Annotated in this window: 21 protein-coding genes; 9 read left to right on the top strand and 12 right to left on the bottom strand. The window is 69.6% G+C overall.

Annotated elements, in window-relative coordinates:
* Nucleotides 1-20 precede the first annotated feature (20 nt).
* Together WBG06_RS15745 and WBG06_RS15740 are read left to right on the top strand one after the other, a co-directional pair.
* Entirely contained in the window at nucleotides 21-989 is a 969-nt protein-coding gene (locus tag WBG06_RS15745) for an NAD(P)-dependent alcohol dehydrogenase (protein ID WP_336737800.1), read from the top strand.
* Nucleotides 990-1,091: 102 nt separating this feature from the next.
* Nucleotides 1,092-1,598 carry a GNAT family N-acetyltransferase gene (locus tag WBG06_RS15740; RefSeq protein WP_336737799.1) on the top strand — a complete coding sequence of 169 codons (507 nt, stop codon included), beginning with the start codon at nucleotides 1,092-1,094 and terminating at the stop codon, nucleotides 1,596-1,598.
* Here WBG06_RS15740 and WBG06_RS15735 read toward each other — a convergent pair.
* A complete protein-coding gene (locus WBG06_RS15735) occupies nucleotides 1,589-2,812 on the bottom strand; it encodes a cytochrome P450 (protein WP_336737798.1) in 1,224 nt (407 codons plus the stop codon). The two genes, WBG06_RS15740 and WBG06_RS15735, sit on opposite strands and share 10 nt — an antisense overlap.
* A 153-nt stretch (nucleotides 2,813-2,965) precedes the next feature.
* Here WBG06_RS15735 and WBG06_RS15730 point away from each other — a divergent pair, with 153 nt between their 5' ends.
* Genes WBG06_RS15730 through WBG06_RS15715 form a run of 4 tightly spaced genes read left to right on the top strand, consistent with a single transcriptional unit; the run spans nucleotide 2,966 to nucleotide 8,612 of the window.
* Nucleotides 2,966-4,129 carry a steroid 3-ketoacyl-CoA thiolase gene (locus WBG06_RS15730; protein WP_336737796.1) on the top strand — a complete coding sequence of 388 codons (1,164 nt, stop codon included), beginning with the start codon at nucleotides 2,966-2,968 and terminating at the stop codon, nucleotides 4,127-4,129.
* A 1-nt stretch (nucleotide 4,130) separates the two neighbouring features.
* A complete protein-coding gene (locus tag WBG06_RS15725; RefSeq protein ID WP_336737795.1) occupies nucleotides 4,131-5,753 on the top strand; it encodes a GMC family oxidoreductase in 1,623 nt (540 codons plus the stop codon).
* A gap of 34 nt (nucleotides 5,754-5,787) precedes the next feature.
* Nucleotides 5,788-7,371, top strand: coding sequence for a succinic semialdehyde dehydrogenase (locus tag WBG06_RS15720; RefSeq protein WP_336737794.1), 1,584 nt, complete (start codon nucleotides 5,788-5,790; stop codon nucleotides 7,369-7,371).
* Entirely contained in the window at nucleotides 7,368-8,612 is a 1,245-nt protein-coding gene (locus tag WBG06_RS15715) for a hypothetical protein (protein ID WP_336737793.1), read from the top strand. The genes WBG06_RS15720 and WBG06_RS15715 overlap by 4 nt, the downstream gene beginning before the upstream one ends.
* Before the next feature lie 13 nt (nucleotides 8,613-8,625).
* Here the strand turns inward: WBG06_RS15715 and WBG06_RS15710 are convergent, their stop codons facing one another.
* The 11 genes from WBG06_RS15710 to WBG06_RS15660 all read right to left on the bottom strand — a co-directional run bounded on the left by WBG06_RS15710 (nucleotide 8,626) and on the right by WBG06_RS15660 (nucleotide 19,239).
* Nucleotides 8,626-9,051 (bottom strand): nitroreductase/quinone reductase family protein, encoded by a 426-nt coding sequence (locus WBG06_RS15710; RefSeq protein ID WP_336737792.1) that lies wholly within the window; start codon nucleotides 9,049-9,051, stop codon nucleotides 8,626-8,628.
* A gap of 99 nt (nucleotides 9,052-9,150) precedes the next feature.
* A complete protein-coding gene (locus WBG06_RS15705) occupies nucleotides 9,151-10,764 on the bottom strand; it encodes an FAD-dependent oxidoreductase (protein WP_336737791.1) in 1,614 nt (537 codons plus the stop codon).
* Nucleotides 10,761-12,053: an NAD(P)-binding domain-containing protein gene (locus WBG06_RS15700; RefSeq protein WP_336737790.1), complete on the bottom strand. Its 1,293-nt coding sequence runs from the start codon at nucleotides 12,051-12,053 to the stop codon at nucleotides 10,761-10,763. Before WBG06_RS15700 ends, WBG06_RS15705 begins: the two co-directional genes overlap by 4 nt.
* Nucleotides 12,050-12,820, bottom strand: a complete 771-nt coding sequence (locus tag WBG06_RS15695; protein ID WP_336737789.1) for an SDR family oxidoreductase — start codon at nucleotides 12,818-12,820, stop codon at nucleotides 12,050-12,052. The genes WBG06_RS15700 and WBG06_RS15695 overlap by 4 nt, the downstream gene beginning before the upstream one ends.
* A complete protein-coding gene (locus WBG06_RS15690; RefSeq protein WP_336737788.1) occupies nucleotides 12,817-14,301 on the bottom strand; it encodes an aldehyde dehydrogenase in 1,485 nt (494 codons plus the stop codon). Before WBG06_RS15690 ends, WBG06_RS15695 begins: the two co-directional genes overlap by 4 nt.
* Nucleotides 14,298-14,897 carry a hypothetical protein gene (locus tag WBG06_RS15685; RefSeq protein ID WP_336737786.1) on the bottom strand — a complete coding sequence of 200 codons (600 nt, stop codon included), beginning with the start codon at nucleotides 14,895-14,897 and terminating at the stop codon, nucleotides 14,298-14,300. The genes WBG06_RS15690 and WBG06_RS15685 overlap by 4 nt, the downstream gene beginning before the upstream one ends.
* A gap of 1 nt (nucleotide 14,898) precedes the next feature.
* Entirely contained in the window at nucleotides 14,899-15,093 is a 195-nt protein-coding gene (locus tag WBG06_RS15680; RefSeq protein ID WP_336737785.1) for a ferredoxin, read from the bottom strand.
* On the bottom strand, nucleotides 15,090-16,532 hold the full coding sequence (locus WBG06_RS15675) for a cytochrome P450 (protein WP_336737784.1): 1,443 nt from the start codon (nucleotides 16,530-16,532) through the stop codon (nucleotides 15,090-15,092). Before WBG06_RS15675 ends, WBG06_RS15680 begins: the two co-directional genes overlap by 4 nt.
* Complete coding sequence (locus tag WBG06_RS15670; protein WP_336737783.1) at nucleotides 16,529-17,305, bottom strand: SDR family oxidoreductase; 777 nt, start codon at nucleotides 17,303-17,305, stop codon at nucleotides 16,529-16,531. Before WBG06_RS15670 ends, WBG06_RS15675 begins: the two co-directional genes overlap by 4 nt.
* A gap of 112 nt (nucleotides 17,306-17,417) precedes the next feature.
* Nucleotides 17,418-18,641: a cytochrome P450 gene (locus WBG06_RS15665; protein ID WP_336737782.1), complete on the bottom strand. Its 1,224-nt coding sequence runs from the start codon at nucleotides 18,639-18,641 to the stop codon at nucleotides 17,418-17,420.
* A 1-nt stretch (nucleotide 18,642) separates the two neighbouring features.
* Nucleotides 18,643-19,239 (bottom strand): TetR/AcrR family transcriptional regulator, encoded by a 597-nt coding sequence (locus WBG06_RS15660; protein WP_336737781.1) that lies wholly within the window; start codon nucleotides 19,237-19,239, stop codon nucleotides 18,643-18,645.
* A 70-nt stretch (nucleotides 19,240-19,309) separates the two neighbouring features.
* Between WBG06_RS15660 and WBG06_RS15655 the strand changes: the two genes are divergently transcribed.
* From WBG06_RS15655 to WBG06_RS15645, 3 genes are read left to right on the top strand one after another with little or no spacing between them, the layout of a single operon-like run.
* Nucleotides 19,310-19,903: a nucleotidyltransferase family protein gene (locus WBG06_RS15655; protein WP_336737780.1), complete on the top strand. Its 594-nt coding sequence runs from the start codon at nucleotides 19,310-19,312 to the stop codon at nucleotides 19,901-19,903.
* Complete coding sequence (locus tag WBG06_RS15650; RefSeq protein WP_336737779.1) at nucleotides 19,896-20,648, top strand: metallophosphoesterase family protein; 753 nt, start codon at nucleotides 19,896-19,898, stop codon at nucleotides 20,646-20,648. Before WBG06_RS15655 ends, WBG06_RS15650 begins: the two co-directional genes overlap by 8 nt.
* Nucleotides 20,645-20,908: a BON domain-containing protein gene (locus WBG06_RS15645; protein ID WP_336737778.1), complete on the top strand. Its 264-nt coding sequence runs from the start codon at nucleotides 20,645-20,647 to the stop codon at nucleotides 20,906-20,908. The genes WBG06_RS15650 and WBG06_RS15645 overlap by 4 nt, the downstream gene beginning before the upstream one ends.
* Nucleotides 20,909-20,910 lie beyond the last annotated feature (2 nt).

The following is a 20,910-nucleotide window of genomic DNA, read 5'->3' as shown; positions in this document are numbered from 1 at the left end:
CCGCGAGACAGGAGGCAGCGATGCTGGCGCTGACCCAGAGAGCGTACGGTGGGCTCGACGCGGTCGAGATGGCTGATCTCCCGGTGCCCGAGCCGACCGCGGACGAGGTGCTGGTCGAGGTCCATGCCTGCTCGCTGAACGGGTCCGACCGGGAGAACCTCGCCGGATCACCGTTCTACTCGCGCGTCGGCGGTCTGCGCAGCCCCCGACACCCGGTGCCGGGATCCGACATCGCGGGTGTGGTCACAGCGGTAGGGCGGGAGGTGAGCGAGTTCTCCGTCGGGGACGAGGTCTTCGGGGAACTGGCCGGTTACCGCGGCGGACTGGCCGAGTATGTCGCCACGACGCCGCGGCTGCTCGCGCGCAAGCCGGCCGGAATGACGTACGCCGAGGCCGCCGCCATCCCGCAGGCCGGTTGCATCGCCTGGAGCGCCATCGAAGGACGGGTGCATCCAGGCGACAGTGTTCTGGTCAACGGCGCAGGCGGTGCAGGCGGACCGCTCGTCGTCGGGCTGGCCAAGGCCCGCGGCGCCGAGGTCACCGCCGTCGACCGGGCCGACAAGGCCGACTTCATGCGCCGGATCGGCGCGAGCACCACCGTCGACTTCGAGGCCGAGGACTGGGCCGATCACGCCGACCACCGCGAACGCTACGACCTGATCGTCGACCTGGTCGCCCACCGTTCCCCTCTCCGCGTCCACCGCGCCCTGCGCCCAGGCGGCACCTACCGGATGGTCGGCGGCTCGACCCGAATCCTCCTCGCCGCGCTGCCTACCCGCCCGCTCCTCAAGGCACGGACCGGCAAGGACGTCGGCGTACTCGTCGTGCCCCAGTCTCGCGCACACCTCGAGGCGATCACCGAGCTGGTGACGGGCGGCGTCGTCACGCCCGTCATCGACAGCACGTTCCCGCTGAGCGAGGCGGTGGCGGCGTACTCACATCTCGCGAGAGGCGACAACCAGGGCAAGATCGTCGTGATCATGCGCTGACGCGCCACTCCCGTTCCATCGATCTGAACCGCGGCCTCCGATAGCGTGCCGTGCCATGGAGTGCCAGACCTACGCCATCGTCGACGAGCTGGGGTGAGGGCGATGACCTTTGCCGGGCTCAGCAAGCTGCTCGTCGTGCCGGACGGGTTCGAGGCGCCGCGGGTGCTGACCTACGGTGACCTGACCGCACGACCCCTGTCGCGCGAGTGCCTGGCCGACGACGTACGAGCCATCAACGCCGACCGCGACCTGATCAACGCGACACGGGGTGGCGGCTGGCCGGACGGCCCGACGTCGGAGGAGGACGACTACATCGACCTGGTCTGGCACGAGGGCGAGTGGAAGGAGAACAAGTCGTTCTCCTACGTCCTGGAGACGGCCGGGCTGGGGTACGTCGGCTGCGCCTATCTCTACCCGCTGGGCGTCCGTCAGGTGCTGAGCGAGGAGCTGGCGGCCTACGACGTCGACGTCAGCTGGTGGGTGACCACCGAGGCCTACGAGCAGGGCCTCTACGAGGTGGTCCATGAAGCGCTGAAGAAATGGGTGCCGGCGAGCTATCCATTTCGCCGGCCCCACTTCTCCAATGTGAAGCTCCCTGGTCAGGCGTAGGTGACCGGCATCTCCTTGATGCCGTTGATCCAGGCGTGGCGCAACCGGCGCGGGGTGCCGTTGGGCTTCAGGTCGGGCATCCGGTCGGCGATCACGTCGAACATGATCCGCACCTCCATCCGGGCCAGGTTGGCGCCGATGCAGTAGTGGGCGCCGTGACCGCCGAAGGCGAGGTGAGGGTTGTGCTCGCGGGTGATGTCGAAGGTGTCGGGGTCGTCGAAGACGTCCTCGTCGTGGTTGCCCGAGGCGTAGAAGATGCCGACGCGCTGGCCCTTCTTGACCAGCTGACCGCCGACCTCGACATCGTTGAGGGCCGTACGCTGGAAGACGGTGACCGGGGTGGCCCAGCGGATCACCTCGTCGACCATGGTGTCGGGGCGCTCGCGCTTCCACAGCTCCCACTGGTCGGGGTTGTCGAAGAAGGCCTGCATGCCGTGGGTGATCGCGTTGCGGGTGGTCTCGTTCCCGGCGACCGCGAGGAGGATCACGAAGAAGCCGAACTCGTCGTCGCCCAGTGCGCCTCCCTCCAGCTCGGCGTTGACGAGCTTGGAGATGATGTCGTCCTTGGGGTCGGCCTTGCGCTCGGCGGCCAACGCCATCGCGTACGAGAGGATCTCGATCGAGGCCGCCTCGGGGTCCGCGTCGTAGTCCGGGTCGTCGTAGGCGAGCATCTGGTTGGACCAGTCGAAGAGCTTGCGGCGGTCCTCCTGGGGGACACCGAGCAGCTCGGCGATCGCCTGGAGCGGGAGCTCGGCGGCGACCTCCGAGACGAAGTCTCCCTCGCCCTTGGCCAGCGCGTCGTCGACGATGTTGTTGGCCCGCTCGACCAGACGCTCCTTGAGGGCGTTGATCGCGCGCGGGGTGAACCCACGGCTGATGATCTGGCGCAGCTTGGTGTGGTCGGGCGCGTCGTGGTGGATGAGCATCGCGCGCTGGAGCTCCACCTGCTCACGCGTCATGTCGGGCGCGAACCGGATGATCACGCCGTTCTCGTTCGTCCCGAAGTTCTCGCTGTCCTTGGACACTGCCAGGATGTCCTCGTGCTTGGTCACCGCCCAGAAACCGGTGTCAAGGAAGCCCGCACGAGCGGCCGGCGACTGCTCGACCCACCACACCGGAGCGGTCTTGCGCAGCTCGAGGAACTCCTGGAGGGGGACGCGCTCCTCGTTGAGCACGGGATCAGTCGGATCGAAATCCACGGGGAGAGCGGTCACGGGTGTGCTCCTTCGAGGTCTTTTCTGTAACACGTTCTAGTTTATCGTCACACAGTGCCCAGGATCACACAAGGGTTGCATCAAACGAGAACACGTTCTAATTTGGGACAATCGCGCACCAGCGCCGTCGAAACCCCCGAAGAGCGAGGTTCCATGGGCACGCCCGTCATCGTCGAAGCCGTCCGCACCCCCATCGGCAAGCGCAAGGGCTGGCTCGCCGGCCTGCACCCGGGCGTGCTGCTCGGCGCCGCCCAGGTGGAGGTGCTCAAGCGCGCCGGAGTCGACCCTGACCTGGTGGACCAGGTCATCGGCGGCTGCGTCTCCCAGGCCGGCGAGCAGTCCAACAACATGGTCCGCCGTGCCTGGCTCCACGCCGGGCTCCCGATCCACACCGGCTCCACGGTCATCGACGCACAGTGCTCCTCGGCCCAGCAGGCCACCCACCTGATCAACGCGATGATCGCCTCCGACCAGATCAAGATCGGCATCGCCTGCGGCATCGAGTCGATGTCGCGCATCCCGCTCGGCGCCAACGTGCCCAAGGGAGCCGGTGACCCGCGACCCGCCGACTGGGACATCGATCTGCCCAACCAGTTCGAGGGTGCCGACCGGATCGTCAAGAACCGCGGCTTCTCCCGCAACGAGGTCGACGAGTTCGGGCTGTGGTCGCAGGTCAAGGCACGCCAGGCCCGCGACGCCGGCCGCTTCGAGAGCCAGATCTTCGCCGTCGAGGCCCCCGTGCTGGACGACGAGGGCAATCCCACCGGGGAGCTCCGAACGGTCACCGAGGACCAGGGCATCCGCGACACCTCCCTGGAGAAGCTGGCCGGGCTCAGCCCGGTGCTCGAGGGCGGCACCCACACCGCCGGCACCTCCTCGCAGATCTCCGACGGAGCCTCCGCGCTGCTGCTGATGGACTCCTCGGTCGCCTCGTCCCTGGGACTGAAGCCCCGGGCCCGGATCGTCACGTCCAACCTCGTCGGATCCGACCCCTACTACCACCTCGACGGACCGGTCCAGGCGACCGAGAAGGCCCTGAAGGACACCGGGATGACGATCGGCGACATCGACATCGCCGAGGTCAACGAGGCCTTCGCCGGTGTCGTCATGTCCTGGGCCAAGGTGCACCAGGTCCCGGAGGAGAAGATCAACGTCAACGGCGGCGCGATCGCGCTCGGCCATCCGGTCGGCTCCACCGGCACCCGCCTGCTCACCGCCGCGCTCCACGAGCTCGAGCGCCGCGACGCCAGCACCGCCCTGGTCTCCATGTGCGCCGGCGGCGCGCAGGCCACCGCGACGATCATCGAGAGGATCTGAGATGGCGCGCGAGAAGGTCACCGAGGCCGAATACGTCGTCGTCGGTGCCGGCTCGGCCGGCTGTGCGGTCGCTGGCCGCCTGGCAGCGGCCGGGAAGTCGGTCATCCTCCTCGAGGCCGGGAAGGTGGACAAGCGCAACTACCTGGTCACCAAGCCGGGGATGATCGGCCCTCTTCACGCCGAGCCACGGCTGAAGAAGCTGGTCGACTGGGGCTATCACACCGTCCCCCAGAAGCATGCCCGTAACCGCCAGCTTCCCCAGCCGCGCGGCAAGGTGCTCGGCGGCTCCTCCTCGATCAACGGCCTGCTGTGGGTCCGGGGCAACCGGGCCAACTACGACGCCTGGGCGGCCGAGGGAAACACCGGCTGGGACGCGGACGCGGTCAACGAGGCGTACCGAGGCATCGAGGACTACGAGGGCGGCGCCTCCGACTACCGCGGAACGGGTGGGCCGATCAAGGTCATGAAGCACCCGCGGCCGACCGAGGCGTCGCTCTCCTTCCAGCGGGCCGCCTCGGAGACCCTCGACGTGAAGGTGCTCGACGACTACAACGGCGCCGAGCAGGAGGGCGTCTCGACCTTCCAGCAAAGCGCGATCGACGGGCTCCGCTACTCGGCCTCGCGTGGTTACCTCCACGACCAGGAGCTGCCGAGCCTGACCACGCTGACCCGGGTGCACGTCTCCCGGATCGTCATCGAGAACGGCCGCGCGACGGGCGTCGAGATCCTCTCCAAGCAGGGACCGCAGACCATCACGGCAACCCGTGAGGTCATCGTCTCCGCGGGTGTCTTCGGCTCGGCGCAGCTGCTGATGCTCTCCGGAATCGGTCATTCCGCCCACCTGGCGGAGCACGGCATCGAGACCGTTCACGAGCTGCCCGTCGGCGACAACCTGCACGATCACATGTTCGTGCCGACCACCTGGGAGATGCCGACCGCGCTGCACCACGGCACCGCGGCCTACTTCGGCAAGGCGGTCCTCAAGGAGCAGACGGTCGGCAAGTCGATCCTCGGCCACACGGTCTTCGAGACCGTCGGGTTCGTACGCACCTCCCTGGCCACCGACGTACCCGACCTGCAGCTGCACGTCCTCCCCTGGGCCTACCCGTCTCCCAACCAGGACGCGCCGATCCGCCACGAGGTGGACCCGAGGGCCGCGCTCACCGTGATGTCGTCCCTGATCTACCCGCGCTCGCGCGGGACGCTGCGGCTGCGCAACGCCGACCCGACCGCCGAGCCGCTGATCGACTTCAACTACCTCGCCGAGCCCGACGACAAGCGCGTCCTGCTCGAGGGCGTCGAGATGATCCGCGAGATCATGGCCTCGCCGGCTTTCGGTGGCCAGGTGAAGTCGGAGATCCACCCCGGCAAGGCGATCGACGCCGAAGCGATGAAGGACGAGGTCACCAACCGGGCGACCTCGATCTACCACGGCGTCGGCTCCTGCCGGATGGGCGTCGACGAGCGCGCCGTCGTCGACCCTCAGCTGCGCGTACGTGGCATCGACGGCCTCCGCGTCGCCGACGCCTCGATCATGCCGTCGATCATCGGCGGCAACACCAACGCTCCGGCGGTCATGATCGGTGACCGCTGTGCATCCTTTGTCCTTGACGAAAATGTATAGAGCCATCCTCGACGAGAGCTGATCGGAAGCAGACATGAGCACTGACACAGTGAAGACGGCAGGCCTCCGCCGCCCCGACTGGATCACCGAGGAGCTGCTCGGCGAGCTGGTCTCCCGGGTCCCGTCCTCGACGGGCGCGTCCTGGAAGCTCACCGAGGTCTACACGGGCGAAGTGCTGGTGGGGCTGCCGCAGTCCTCGCCGGAGGACGTGGAGCGGGCGGCCGCGGCGGGACGCGCGGCGCAGCGGGAGTGGGCGGCGACGCCGCTCACCGAGCGGCTCGCCGTGTTCAAGCGCGCCCACGAGCTGATCCTGCGCAACCAGCACAAGATCGCCGACCTGATCCAGGCCGAGTCGGGCAAGGCGCGGCGGATCGCCTTCGAGGAGGTCTGCGACCCGCCGATGGTGATCTCGCACTACCTCAAGCGAGCGCCCAAGCTGCTCAAGGACAAGAAGCGCCCGGGCATGATGCCGCTGCTGTCGAGCTCGATCGAGCGCCACCCGCCGCGGGGCCTCATCGGGATCATCGCGCCGTGGAACTTCCCGTTCGCGACCGGTCTCTCCGACGCGATCCCGGCGCTGATGGCCGGCAACGCGGTGCTCCTCAAGCCCGACAACAAGACCGCGCTCTCGCCGTTGTTCGGCATCTCTCTGCTCGAGGAGGCCGGACTCCCGAAGGGGCTGTTCCAGGTCGTCTGCGGCGAGGGCCCGGACGTCGGCCCGACGCTGATGGACAACGTCGACTATGCGATGTTCACCGGCTCGACGGCGACCGGGCGGGTCATCGGCGAGCAGGCCGGACGGAACCTGATCGGTGCCTGCCTGGAGCTCGGCGGCAAGAACCCGATGATCGTCCTCGACGACGCCGACATCGACGAGACCGTCGCCGGCTCGATGTTCGCGGTGTTCGGCAACACCGGTCAGATCTGCATGCACATCGAGCGGATCTACATCCCGGAGGCGATGTACGAGGAGTTCCGGGACAAGTTCGTCGCCGCTGTCGAGGGGATGCGGATCGAGGCCGCGTACGCCTTCGGGCCGGACCTCGGCGCGCTCGTCTCCCCCGACCATCTGGCGCGGGTGCAGTCGCACGTCGAGGATGCGGTCGCCAAGGGGGCCACGGTGCTCACCGGCGGGAAGGCGCGCCCCGACGTCGGGCCGACCTTCTTCGAGCCGACGATCCTCGAGGGCACCACCAAGGACATGCTCCACGGGGTCGTCGAGACGTTCGGTCCGGTCGTCTCGCTGCACCGCTACTCCACCTTGGATGAGGCCATCGAGCTGGCCAACGACACCGACTACGGGCTCAACGCCTCGGTGTGGACGACGAACTTCAAACGAGCGCAGGCGGTCGCGGCTCGGATCGAGTCGGGCAACGTCAACATCAACGACGGCCTGGCCACCGCGTACGCCTCGAAGTCGACCCCGTCGGGCGGCATGAAGCAGTCCGGCGTCGGCGCCCGTCACGGCGACCAGGGGCTGCTGAAGTACACCGAGACCCAGAACGTCGCCACCCTGAAGAAGCAGGTCATGGGGCCGCAGGGCAAGCAGACCTTCGACGACTACGCCAAGCAGATGCAGGCGTCGCTGCGGTGGATGCGGAAGCTCGGCATTCGTTGAGCCCGTCTTCCCGCTATGCCGATCTGACCCGGGAGGAGCTCGCCGAGGTCGTCCGCGAGCTCCTCCTGGTCGGCCAGCTGATCGACCGGGCCGGGATGGCGTGGTGCATCTCCGCCTTCGGGCGTGACGAGATGCTGCGGATCGCGATCGTCGAGTGGGCCGCCGCCTCGCCGATCTACACCCGGCGGATGCAGGCCGCCCTCGGCTATGCACCCGCCGTGCCGGGGCAGGGTGACGTGCCGACCATCTTCAAGGGTCTCCAGCTCGACATCGGCGCGCCGCCGCAGTTCATGGACTTCCGCTACACCGTCCACGACGCCCGCCACGGCGAGTTCCACCTCGACCACTGCGGCGCGCTGATGGACGTCGAGCCGATGGGCGAGGAGTTCGTCCGTGGGATGTGCCACGACATCGAGGACCCCACCTTCGACGCCACCGCGATCGCTACCCATCCGCGCGCGCAGGTCCGCCCTGTCCACCGTCCGCCGCGGACACCGGCCGACCGGACGCCGCACTGCCGCTGGACCGTGACCATCGACGACGCGCACCCGGAGGCCGAGGCCATCCCGGAGCTCGCCGTCAACGAGGGCTCCCGCGCAGCCGGGCTCGAGCTGGCGCCGATCGACCCTGCCGACGCCGGCGCGGCCGACTACGCCGGGCCGCTCGTATCCGACCTCGACCTCGCCGCGTTCTCGCGTTCGGCGCTGGCGCGCATCGCCGACGAGGTCTGCCTGCAGATGGCGCTGCTCGACCGAGGCTTCGTGCTCGCCCTGGAGCCGCGGGCGACCTCGCCCGAGCAGCTCCTCGACATCCGCCGCAAGCAGCTCGTCGGCGTCGCCGGCATCGCCGGGGCCCGGCTCGCCCGGGCACTCTCGCTGCCGTCGGACACCATGGGCGGGCTGCGGCTGCTCGCGCTTCACCCGATGCTCAACCCTGCGGCGTACGTCTCGATGGAGGTCGAGGCAGACGCGCTGGTCGTCCGGCCTTCGGCCGCCGACGAGGACGGCGCGTGGGTGTCCCTGATCGGCCCGGAATGGTTCGTTCCGCTGCAGGTGGCGGTGCAGGCTCTCGACCCTCACCTCGACGTGGTGGTGACAGCAGCCGGCGACGGCTGGCGAGCCGAGGTCGTACGTCGCCCGGAGCCCGCTCCGGAGGCCTCCGAGGTCGCGGTGGTGAGGTTCAGCACCGGCGCGGACTTCGCCTTCGAGCCGCGCCGGTCGCTGCCGATCACCCCGGTCTGAGCGGTCTGAGCGATCAGCGCCGCCGGAGCGCGAGGACCGGGATGACCCGGTCGGTCTTCGCCTCGTACTCGCCGAAGCCCGGGCTCATCGCCTTGAACTGCTCCCAGGCCGCGTCGCGCTCGGCGCCCTTCAGCTCGGTGACCTCGACCTCGACGACGCCCTCGTCGGGGGTCTCGATCTTGGTCTCCGGGTGGGCCAGCAGGTTGTGATACCAGGCCGGGTTCTCCGGTGCGCCGGCCTTGGAGGCGGCGATCAGCCAGGTGTCGGCGTCGGGGTGGAGGTTGGCCACCGGGGAGACGCGTTCCTTGCCTGTCTTGGCGCCGGTGTGATGCACGAGCACGAGCCCGCGCCCGAACGGCACCGAGGTGACGTTGCCGCCGTTGGCACGGAACTCGTCGATGATCGACTGGTTCCAGTCCTTGTAATCGCTGCCTGACATGGAGTGCCTTCCCGAGGATCGGTTTTCACCCACTCTTGCAGACGATCCCAACGCGCACCGGTCGAACCGACCGCCGAGTCGGCGAGGGGTGAGGGTCAGTCAGACGCGAGCGAGAGCCGCGATGCGGACCTGCTCCTCCTTGTCGGTCACCTTCACTCGCGGACGACCGGTCTCCTCACCCGAGGCACACTCGTGGGCGTCCAGGGTGTTCCAGCCGGTCTGGTCGACCACGGTCACGCCCCTCTCGGCCAACAGATCGTCGAGTGGTTCGCCGGTCGGGTCGGGAAGCCTGCCAGCCGCGAAGTCATCGAGCAGGGTGCGTACGGTCTCGGCGGCGCAGGCGCGGTTGGTGCCGATCACGCCGCTGGGGCCGCGCTTGGCCCATCCGGCGGTGTAGGTCGCGTCGGCACCGACGACTCGGCCCGCCTCGTGCGGGAAGCGGCCGGTGCGGTCCTCGAGCGGGACGCCGGCGACGCCCGCGGAACGATAGCCGGTGGCCCGCACCAGCAGTCCGGTCTCGATCTCCTCACCGTCCGTGAACCGCACCCCGGTGACGGTCTCGGCACCGAGGACCTCGGCAGGAGTCAGGTCGAAGCGGAGAACCAGTCGCTTCGCGGCGTCCGTACGTGGCCGGCCGGCCAGGTCGCGGAGCAGGTCGGCCTTCTGGAGCGCCGCGAAGCTGGCCACGTCGCGTTCGGTCAGGTCCGCCTCGGTCGGCAGCGAGCCCAGGTCCGCCTCGTCGACCACGACATCGATGTGGGGGTCCTCGGCCAGCGCGCGCAGCTCGGGGCTGGTGAACGCGGCGTGCTCGGCACCGCGCCGGGCGGTGACCACGACCTCGCGGATGCCGCTGGCAGCCAGTGCCGCCAGCGCGCCGGGAGCCAGGTCGGAGGCGCGCAGCGCCTCCTCGTCGGCCAGCAGCAGACGGGCCAGGTCGAGGGCGACGTTGCCGTTGCCGATGATGACGGCACGCTCGTGGCTCAGCGGGAAGGTCAGCGCGGCGCGGTCGGGATGTCCGTTGTACCAGCCGACGAACTCGGCCGCCGACGTCGAACCGGGCAGCTCCTCCCCGGGCAGGCCGAGGGTGCGGCCCTCCCCCGCACCGGTCGTGTAGACGACCGCGTGGTGGGCGGCACGAAGCTCCTCATGGGTGACGTCGCGTCCGATCTCGACGTTGTAGCGGGTCCGCACCCGACGGTGGCGGGCCGTCTTCGCAAAGCCGGAGACGATCTCCTTGGTGTCCAGGTGATCCGGCGCGACGCCGTAGCGGACCAGGCCGTAGGGCGTGACGAGCCGGTCGATGACCGTGATCTCGACGTCGCAGCGTCGGGTGGTGGCGAGCTCGTCGGCGACGTACCAACCAGCCGGGCCGGCCCCGACGACCGCGACCTTGAGCGGGCCGTTGCCTGCGATCTTGGGCCCCGGCGGCGGCAGCGGGGCGGGCTCGTAGCGGTCGCCGGCGAACTCGAAGAACGCCGCGTTGATGTCGGTGTAGGGCGCGAACGCGTCCGGGACCTCGTAGTCCGGGAAGATCGCGTTGACCGGGCAGGCGTCTTCGCAGGCACCACAGTCGATGCACTCGTCGGGGTGGATGTAGAGCATCTCGGCGGCACCGAACCCGGCCTCGTCCGGTGCGGGGTGGATGCAGTCGACCGGGCAGACCTCCACGCAGGAGGCGTCGTTGCAGCAGGACTGGGTGATGACGTACGTCATGAGCGCTGAGCCTTCCTCTGAGCCCTCCTCTGGGCCTTCCTCTGGGTCTTACCGATGGTCTCCTCTACGACCGTGTTGATCCTGGCACCGTTCGGCCAGCCGGCGTAGTGGCACAGGAAAACCACGATCTCGCGCAGCTCGTCCTCGGAGAGCTCGCCGTTGGCGTACGCCGCGGGGATCTGGATCCCGAGGACGTCCGCGGCACCCTGGCCGGCGAGCAGGCCGATGAGCAGGAGCCGGCGGTCGCGCGTGGTCAGGCCCGGGCGCTGCCAGATGTCGCCGAAGAGGTGGTCAGCGGTGTAGCGGAAGAAGTCGCCCTCACCGTCGGCCATGTCGAAGCCGTAGACCTCCTCCATCTTCCGCAGCCCGGCGGCCCGCTGTTCGGGGAGGTCGGCGAACTTGTCCTCCTCGACCGACCCCGACGTCCCGGAGGACATCCCGAGGCCGAGGGCCAGCCGCTCGAGCGCAAGCCGGGCGAGCGGCACGTCGACGCCGAGCTCGTCGGCGAGCCCGACGGCGAAGCCGAGGTCCTTCTCCCCCAGTGCGACCACATGTCCGAAGACGCCGTGCCAGAAGTCGGTCTCCTCGATCGGCGCCGTGGTCTCGCGGTGCATGATCGCGCCCGGGCCACCGGTGATCGCGTCGGTGTGGCGTACGACCTCGCCGAGCGTCTTCAGGTCCAGCCCCGCCCCCTCGGCCAGCCGGGCGGCCTCGGTGGCAGCGGTGAAGGACGCGAAGTGCAACAGGTTCCGGGCCAGCTTGAGCTGGGTACCGGCGCCGACCGGGCCGGCATGGACCACCTTCGACCCCATCGCCTCCAGGACCGGCGCGGCGGCTGCGTACGCCTCGGGGTCACCGCCGACGAGGATCGCCAGGGTGCCCTCGGCGGCGCCCATCGGGCCGCCGGAGACCGGGGCGTCGAGCACATGCACACCGTGCGGCCCGGCGGTGGCGGCCAGCTCCGCAGGCGTATCGGGAGCGACCGTGGAGTGCACCAGGACCGTCAACGGGGTCTGGGTCGAGCGGTCCGCCGTGATCGCCTCGGAGAGGACCTGGCGGACCTGGTCGTCATCACGCACCATCACGCTGAGCACGTCCACGGCCGCGGCCAGCTCGCCGACCGAGGCCGCGGTCTGCGCACCGGCAGCGCCGAGCTCGGCGACGGGTTCCTCGGCGATGTCGTGGACCCACAGCTCGATCCCGTCGGTGCCGGCCAGCCGGAGCGCCATCGGCTTGCCGATGTTGCCGAGCCCCACGAACCCTGCGCGTGTTCCCTGCACCGTGCTCACAGCCGGAACGTCCCTCCACCGTCGACGGCGATGATCTGGCCGGAGATCCACGAGGATTCCTCCGAGAGGAGGAACTTCGCGACTCCGACCATGTCCTCGGTGGTGCCGAGGCGCTTGATCGCCATGCCCTTCGTCATCTCTCGTGCCGCGTCACCGGCCTGGACCCGGGTCGCCTCGGTGTCGGTCGGCCCGGGCGCGATCGCGTTGACCCGGATGTTCATCCCGCCGAGCTCATGGGCGAGCTGCTGGGTGAGACCGTTGACGCCGACCTTGGCAAGGCCGTAGAAGCCGGAGTAGAGATAGGCGGCGGTCGAGGACTGGTTCACGATCGCGCCGCCGCCGCGCTTCTGCATCGCCGGGTAGACCGCACGGGTCATGACCAGGGCACCGTTGAGGTTCACGCTCATGAACTTCTCGTAGTAGTCCCAGTCGACGGTGATGAGCAGGTCGAAGGCCATGTCGCCGTAGATCGCGGCATTGTTGATCAGCCCATCGATCCCGCCGTACGCCTCGGTCGTCTCCGCGACCAGCGCGGTCGCCGAGGCGTGGTCGGCGACGTCGCAGCGTACGAACCGGGCGGCGCCGCCGGCTGCCTCGATCTCCTTGGCGACCCGCTCACCCTTCTCCTCGTTCAGGTCGGCGACCACGACGGCGGCCCCCTCGGCGGCCAGCCCCTTGGCGTACGCCTCGCCGATCCCCTGCGCCGCCCCGGTGACGACGACGACCTTGTCCTTGAAACGCACCATCTCTCCCTCTCCCGACCTCATGCCGGCTCCGCGATCAGCTTGGTCTCGAGGTACTCCTCGAAGCCCTCGACGCCCATCTCCCGGCCGAGGCCGGACTGCTTGTAGCCGCCGAACGGCGCGTCGGGGCCGAACCACTGCCCGCCGTTGACGCCGATGGTGCCGGTGCGGATCCGGGCGGCCACCGACGTGGCACGCTCCAGCGACCCGGACTCGACCGACCCGGAGAGGCCGTAGGGCGAGTCGTTGGCGATGCGTACGGCATCGTCGTCGCCGTCGTGCGGGATGACCGTGAGCACGGGGCCGAAGATCTCCTCCCGGGCGACGCGGGCGGTGTTGTCGAGGCCGGCGACGACCGTGGGCTGGACCCAGAAGCCGCCCGCGAGGTCGCCGTCCTGGACCGCCACCGTGCCGCCGGTCGCGAAGCGGCCGCCCTCCTCCTCGGCGAGCGCCAGGTAGCCGAGGATCCGGTCACGCTGGACCGCCGAGATCACCGGGCCGCAGATCGTGCCGGGATCGGCCGGGTCGCCCGCGCCGAGCGAGGCCATGGTCGAGGCGGCTGCCTCGACGGCGGCGTCGTAGGAGGCGCGAGGCACCAGCAGCCGAGTGGTCAGGGCGCAGCCCTGACCGGCGTGCACGGCCACCGAGAAGGCCGCCATCGACGCGGCGGAGGCGACGTCGGCGTCGTCCAGCACGATCGCAGCGGACTTGCCGCCGAGCTCGAGGAAGACCTTCTTCAGGGTCGGCGCGGCGGCCGCCATGATGGCCCGGCCGGTGGCCGTCGATCCGGTGAAGGAGACCAGATCGACTCGCGGGTCCTCGGCCAGCATCGCCGCGACCCGGTTGTCGCGCGGGGTGACGACGTTGAAGACGCCGGGCGGGATGTCGGTGTGCTCGGCGACGAGGCGTCCCAGCTCCGCGGCCAGCCACGGGGTGTCCGGTGCGGGCTTGAGGATCACCGTGTTGCCGGCGGCCAGCGCGGGACCGACCTTGGCCAGGTTGATCTGGTTGGGGAAGTTCCACGGTGTGATCGCCGCGACGACCCCGACGGCCTCCTTGCGCACCGTGCGGCGTGAGGAGATACCCATCGTCACCCCGACGCCGAGGTCCCGCTCCCACTCGTAGGACTCGGCCAGGTCGATGGTCCACCGCAGCGTGTCGACCGGGGTGTCGAACTGCGGCCCGGCGACCAGGAAGGCGGGCGCACCGACCTCGGCGGTCGTCAGCTCACGCAGCGCCTCGGCGTCGTCGAGGATGGCTTGGTGCAGCTGGCGCAGGCACCGGATCCGGAAGGCCACGTCGGTGGACCAGTCGGTCTCGTCGAACGCCCGGCGCGCGGCGGCGATGGCGGCGTCCATGTCCTGGGCCGTCGAGTCGGGAGCGCGGCCGATCTCCTGCCCGGTGGCCGGGTTGAGGATCGCGTACGTCTCGCCGGATGCGGCCGCGCCGAGCTTGCCGTCGACGAGCTGCTGGGCGGGCGGGTTGGTGGGGATTCTGGTGGTCACACGGGCTCCTGGGTCACGAAGTTCCCCGCCGCCACGGGCGGCGGCCAGACGGTCGAGGGCAGGTCGGCGAGGCGGTAGTGACCGGGCTGCTCGATGCCGTTGAGCGACATCCGTTCCAGCAGCCCGGCGGTCGCCTTCTTGGCCTTGACGATGTCGAGGAAGGTGGTCGCGGTGGACCCGAGATCGAACCAGTCCCGCTGCCAGGCGAACTCCAGGCCCTCACCGTCGGGCCGTGGCGCGACCCCGAACCAGGAGCCGCCGATGCCGAGGATCTCGTACTCCTCGCCGGTCGTGTCGTCGACGATCCCGGCTCGCTGTCGCCAGAAGCCGATCACCATCGCGTTGACGTCGTCGATGACGGTGGCCTGGTAGTCGTAGTGCCAGCCCTCGAGCCCGGCCATCTCGGTGCCGAGCGCCCACTCCCGGATCTGCTCGCGGCCCACCGCCATGAAGTGCTCGTCGGGGGTGTACATCCAGCCGTACGTCGCATCCTCGGCATAGGCGTCGGCCAGCGGCGCCCAATCACCCTCGGCCTCTGCTTGACGGTTAAGGCTGAGCCAGTCGGCCCAGAACCTCTCGATCTCGGTGCGGTCCATCTCAGTCCTCCAGGGTGAGAGCGAAAGCAGGGCAGTACTTGACGGCGGCCCGAGCGGCGGGGACCTGGTCGGCGGACGGTTCGGGGACGCGTACGACGACCTGGTAGCTGTCCTCGTCGAAGCCGAAGAGCTCGGGTGCCTCGGCGAGACACTCCTGATGTCCTTGGCAGAGGCCCAGGTCAGCAGTCAGCTTCACGACGACCTGCCCTCGCTACGCTCGGGCACTCCTCGCTCGTCGGGAACACCTTGTCCTCGTTCCTCGGCCGGCGTTCCCTCCTCACTTCGTCGTCTCTTCCGGTAGCGGACACGGCAGGGCTGCTGGAGCTGGATCACCATCTTGGTGAAGTCGTCGGCGTAGGAGTCCAGCGGCTGCGCGGCCTCGAACGAGTAGTCGCGCAGGATGACCGAGAAGATCGCCTTCATCTGCATCATCGCGAACGCGTTCCCGACACAGCGGTGCTTGCCGGCACCGAACGGGATCCAGGTCCAGCGGTTCTGCATGTCCTCCTGGCGCGGGTCGAGGTAGCGGCTCGGATCGAACAGGTCGGCCTTGGGGAAGTCGTCCTCGATCCGGTTGGAGACCCGCGGCGAGGCGGCGAGCAGGGTGCCGGCCGGGATGGTCTCACCGAGCAGCTCGAAGTCCTCGCGCACCAGCCGCATCAGGATGATCAGCGGCGGGTGCAGCCGCAGGGTCTCCTTGAGCGCGGCCTCCAGCACCGGGATCGAGCGCAGCGCCTGGAAGGATACCTCGCTGCCGTCGGCGTACAGCTCGTCGAGCTCTTGGACGACATCGCCCATGACCTCGGGGTTCCGCAGCAGCTCGATCATCGCCCAGGACGCCGTGCCCGAGGAGGTGTGGTGGCCGGCGAACATCATCGAGATGAAGATCCCGGTGATGGTGTCGGTGTCCATGTCGATCGAGATCAGCACGTCGAGCAGGTCGCGTTCCTCACGCGGGACCTTGCCTCGGGCGAGCCGCTTGTCGATGATCGCCTGGACCAGCGCCACCAGCCGCTCCCGGGCGGCATCGCGCATCCGGAAGCTCTCGATGTCGGCGTAGGCGTCGACGTACGCGATCGCGTCGGTGCCGTGCTCCAGCTCGTGGTAGTGCTGGGCGAAGGACGAGTCGAGCTCCTCGCGGAACGGCTTGCCGACCAGGCAGGCCGAGGTGGTGTAGATGGTCAGCTCGGCGAAGAAGTCGAGCAGGTCGATCTCGCCCTCCTCGCCCCAGCCGGCGATCATCCGGCGGATCTCGGCCTCGATCGTCTGCGCGTGCCCGCGCATCATGTCGCCGCGCAGCGCCTGGTTCTTCAGCATCTGCTGCCGCTCCTCGGGCGAGGCGTCGAAGACGACGCCCTTGCCGAAGATCGGCGTCATGAACGGGTACGCCGCCGCCTGGTCGAGCACCTCGTCGGGCGCTCGGAAGAACGCCTCGTTGGCCTCGGCCCCGGTGACCAGGACGACGTCCTTGTCGGCGAGGCGGAAGCGGCCGAGGTCGCCGCACTCCTCGCGTACGCGGGTGAACAGCGAGATCGGGTCGACCCGCATCTCGGGCAGGTGCCCGGTGCCGCGGATGATCTCGGGCACGCTCGGGTCCTGGTCGTCCAGGACCGTGGAGACGGTGGGGATCGTCATCGTTCCTCCACGGGGGCTTCGGGGTTGACGTCGATGGTGCTGATGTGGACGCCGCGAGGCGCGGTCACGACCGTCGTGATCGCGTCGGCCTGCGCGCGGGCCTTGAGGAAGTGTGGATGCCGGGCCAGACCCCACTTCACCCACTGCTCCAGCACGAACCCACCGAGCTCGGCGGGCCACTCGTTGCCGATGTCGGAGTGCGTGGGGCCGGGGCGCACGATGGAGGCCCGGACACCGGTGCCCTCCAGCTCCATCTGGAGCGCGTTGACCATGCCTTCCAGGCCCCACTTCGATGCTGCGTACGCGCCCATGAACGGCCTCGGCCGCAGCGCCACGTCGGAGGAGAGGAAGACCAGGTCTCCGCGCTGCCGCTCGATCATCCCGGGCCCGAAGGCCCGCAGGACACGATGGGCACCGAGCAGGTTGATGTCGACCTGGCCCGCGAAGGTCTCCGTGGGGACGTCGACGGTCGCACCCGGGTGGGTGACCCCGGCGTTGCTGACCACGACCTCGACATCACCCAGGTCGGCGACCACCTTGGCGGCGAACTCGGTCACCGACTCGTCCGAGGTCACGTCCAGCGGGTGCGCGACCGCCTCTCCCCCGTCGGCGCGGATCGCGGTGGCGATCTCCTCGATCCGATCGAGGCGCCGGGCACCCAGCGCGACCGGGAACCCGGCCGTGGCCAGCGCCTTCGCGGTCTCCGCGCCGATCCCGGACGACGCGCCGGTGATCACCGCCGGACGGCGCTCGGGCTGTGCGTACTTGCTCATCCGTCCTCCCTGGATGCCGACCGAGATGACTCGGCGAATGCGCACTGCCTTCGCGGAGCTCCACGAAGGAACTGATCGCTCACCGAGGTGCCTCGGCGAACATCCGCGCCGCTCACCGCGCCCTCCAGGTGAACGAGACGGGCAGCCGGGCGAACCCACGCACGCTCGTGGAGTGCACCCGGACCGCGCGGTCGGCGTGGACCTCGAACCCGGACGTACGCCGCACCAGCTCTTCCAGCACGATGCGGGCCTCCAACCGGGCCAGGTTGGCACCGAGGCAGAAGTGGCGACCGACGCCGAAGCTCAGGCTCTTGGCGAGCTCGTCGGACGAGCGGTGGACGTCGAAGACCGTGGGCGTCGTGAAGACCTGCTCGTCCCGGTTGGCCGAGCCGATCAGCACGAGCAGCTTGGAGCCCGCAGGGACGACCTGGCCGTGCAGCTCGACGTCCTCGGCGACGTAGCGGGCCAGCATCTGGGTCGAGGTGTCGTGGCGCAGCGTCTCCTCGATCCACGAGCCGACGAGCTCGGGTCGGGTGAACACGTCCTCGACCTGCGCAGGGTCGGCGCCGAGATGGAGAAGCGCGTTGCCGAGCAGCTTGGTCGTGGTCTCGTTCCCGGCGACGACCATCAGCATCAGGAACGCGATGATCTCGTGGTCCCGGAGCCGGTCGCCGTCGACCTCGGCATGGACCAGCGCCGAGGTCAGGTCGTCGCCCGGACGGCTCCGTCGCTCGGCGACCATCGTCGCGTAATAGCCGATCAGCTCCAGGGCCGCGGCCATGCCGGCCTCGGGGACGTCGCGGACACCGGCTTCGCGGTGCACCGTCAGGTCCGCCAGCCGCCGCACCTCGTCGCGATCGGCCTCGGCCACCCCGATCATCTCGGAGATGACGTCCATCGGGAGCCTGCCGGCGAGCTCGGCGATCCAGTCGGCCTCACCGTCGCCGTCGTCCACGGCGCGCAGCCGGTCGAGATAGTGGTCGGCGAGCGCCTGCACACCGGGGGCGAGCTCCCGCACCCTCCGCGGGGTGAAGCCAGCCGACACCAGCTTGCGCAGCCGGGTCTGCTCCTTGCCGTCCAGCGCCAGGAACGACATCACCCGGTGCGCGTCCTTGCTCCAGGCGCTCGCGTCGAGGGAGACGCCCATCCGGTTGGAGAAGGCGGCATCGTTCCTGAGGGCGGCGTGCACGTCGGCGTGCCGAGAGAGCGCCCAGAAGCCGTCGGAGGCGTTGTAGTAGAGCGGCGCCTCGCTCCGCAGCCGGGCATAGACCGGGTAGGGGTCCTCGTGGAAGGCGTAGTCGTAGGGATCGAAGATCTCGGTGGCGGTGCTCGTCATCTCACTCCATCTCGACAGGCTCGGTACGTCGCATCTCGACAGGCTCGGTGCGGGCCTCACCGACGATCACGGTGACAACCGGGGCGAGCCGGTCGGCCATCTCGTCGTAGGTCATCAGGCCCATGCCCGCTTGCAGCAGCGCGCCCGAGAAGGCGAGCAGCAGTGCCTCACCGACCGCGTCCTCGGCGCCGTCGCCGAGCGCAGCGTCGAACCGGGCAGCGAACTCGGCGCCGATCCGCAGCCGCAGCTCCTCGACGTCGGCGTCGCTGCCGAGCAGCGCCGGCGTCACGGCTGCCGCGAGTGCCGGCTCCTCCGCGATCCGGGTCGTCAGGCTGCGTACGGCGGCCTGCACCCGCTCCTCGCGGGACCCGGTCTCCTCGACCGCCGGCGCCGAGGTGAGATGACGCCAGAAGAGATCGACGAAGAGGTGGTTCCTGGAGGCGAGGTAGGTGTAGGCCGTAGCTGGGGAGACCCCCGCACGGCCGGCGACCGAGCGGATGGTCAGCGTCTCGTGCCCGACCTCGCGCAGCTCCTCCAGCCCCGCGGCGAACAGTCGCTCTGCCGTCCCTGCCTGGCGGGCGCTCGTTTCGCTGGACACCTGTCCAGACTAGAACACGTTCTCATTTCGGGCAAGGGGTGAACGTGCCGGAATCGGGTACCGCACGGATATGGCGAGAACAGACGTGCTGGGTGCAGAGCTCCAGCGACAACGCGAGGTGCTCAAGCGGGTCGGCGCGACCTTGAAGGCCTCCGAGATCCCGTTCGCGCTGGCCGGCGGCTACGCGGTCTGGACCCGAGGAGGGCCCGAGAGCACCCACGACGTCGACTTCGTGCTCCCTGAGGACTGCGTCGAGGAGGCCGTGCAGGCGCTCCTCGAGAACGGGATGGATCGCGTCGCCGCCCCGGAGGACTGGCTGGTGAAGGTCGGACGCGACACCGTGGTCGTCGACCTGATCCACCGGCTCCCGACCGGTCCGGTGGACGAGGGGCTGCTGGTGCGGTGCACCGAGCTTCCGGTCGACTCAGTCACCATGCCCGTGATGTCCGCGACGGACCTGGTCATCTCACGCATGCTCGCCCTCAGCGAGCACGCCTGCGACCTCTCGCCCATCCTCGGCAGCGCTCGCGCGCTGCGCGAGCAGATCGACTGGCGCCTGGTGCGCCAGGAGGCGAAGCGCAGCCCGTTCGCGCAGGCCGCGCTCGGCCTGCTGGATGCGCTCGACATCATCGAAGGAAGCAGTATCGGAGGTGGCGATGACTGACTCGAGGCCCGACCCGATCCGCGTGGCAGCCGTGGGCGACGTACACCTGGCAGACGACCTGCGAGGACGCTACGCACCGCTGCTCGCGGGCATCTCCGCGGAGGCCGACGCGCTGCTGGTCGCCGGCGACCTCACCCAGCACGGGACGCTCGAGGAGGCCGAGGCGTTCGCCGACGAGTTCGGCGTCGCCGACGTGCCCGTCCTCGTCGTGCTCGGCAACCACGACTACCACTCCGGGGCCGAAAGTGACATCACCCGGCTGCTGGAGGACCGCGGGATGACCGTGCTCGAAGGCACCTCGACCACCATCGACACCGACGCCGGCCGGCTCGGCGTCGCCGGGGTCAAGGGCTTCTGCCTCGGCTTCCTCGGCCGCTCCGCGGCCGACTTCGGAGAGCCCCAGATGAAGGCCTTCACCAGCCACGGCATCGAGACCGCCGACGTGCTGCGCAAGGCCCTCGACGATCTCGGCGACGAGCCCGACGTGACCGTCGCCCTGTCCCACTTCGCTCCCGTCGACGAGACGCTGGTCGGGGAGCCGAAGGAGATCTGGCCCTTCCTCGGCAACTACCGGCTCGGCGAGGCGATCGACGAGACCGGCGTCGACCTGGCGCTCCACGGCCACGCCCACGCAGGACGCGAGAAGGGCCTCACCCCGGCCGGGGTGCCCGTACGCAACGTCGCCCAGCCCGTGATCCAGGCAGCGTTCCGGGTCTACGACGTCGTCCCCAGGAGGCCGGCATGAACGAGCAGCTGGCACGAGATCTCGAGCGCGACATCGCGACCGACCCACGCACCAACGAGCTGGGCATCCGGGTCCAGGTGCGCGGCGACCACCTCGTCATCTCCGGCGAAGTGGCCTCCGAGGAGCGCCGGGCCACGGTCATCGAGGTCGTCCGCGAGCACGACACCGGGCTCGAGATCGTCGACCACATCATGCTCAGCGCCGAGCCCGGACCGGGCGGCACCGGCCACGAGCAGATCGACCCGTCGCAGCGGCGCTAGGC

Source organism: Nocardioides sp. CCNWLW239 (assembly GCF_037137035.1).
Lineage (GTDB): Bacteria > Actinomycetota > Actinomycetes > Propionibacteriales > Nocardioidaceae > Nocardioides.
The sequence above is the reverse complement of the archived record's forward strand: the minus strand, read 5'-3'. Positions and strand labels throughout refer to the sequence as shown.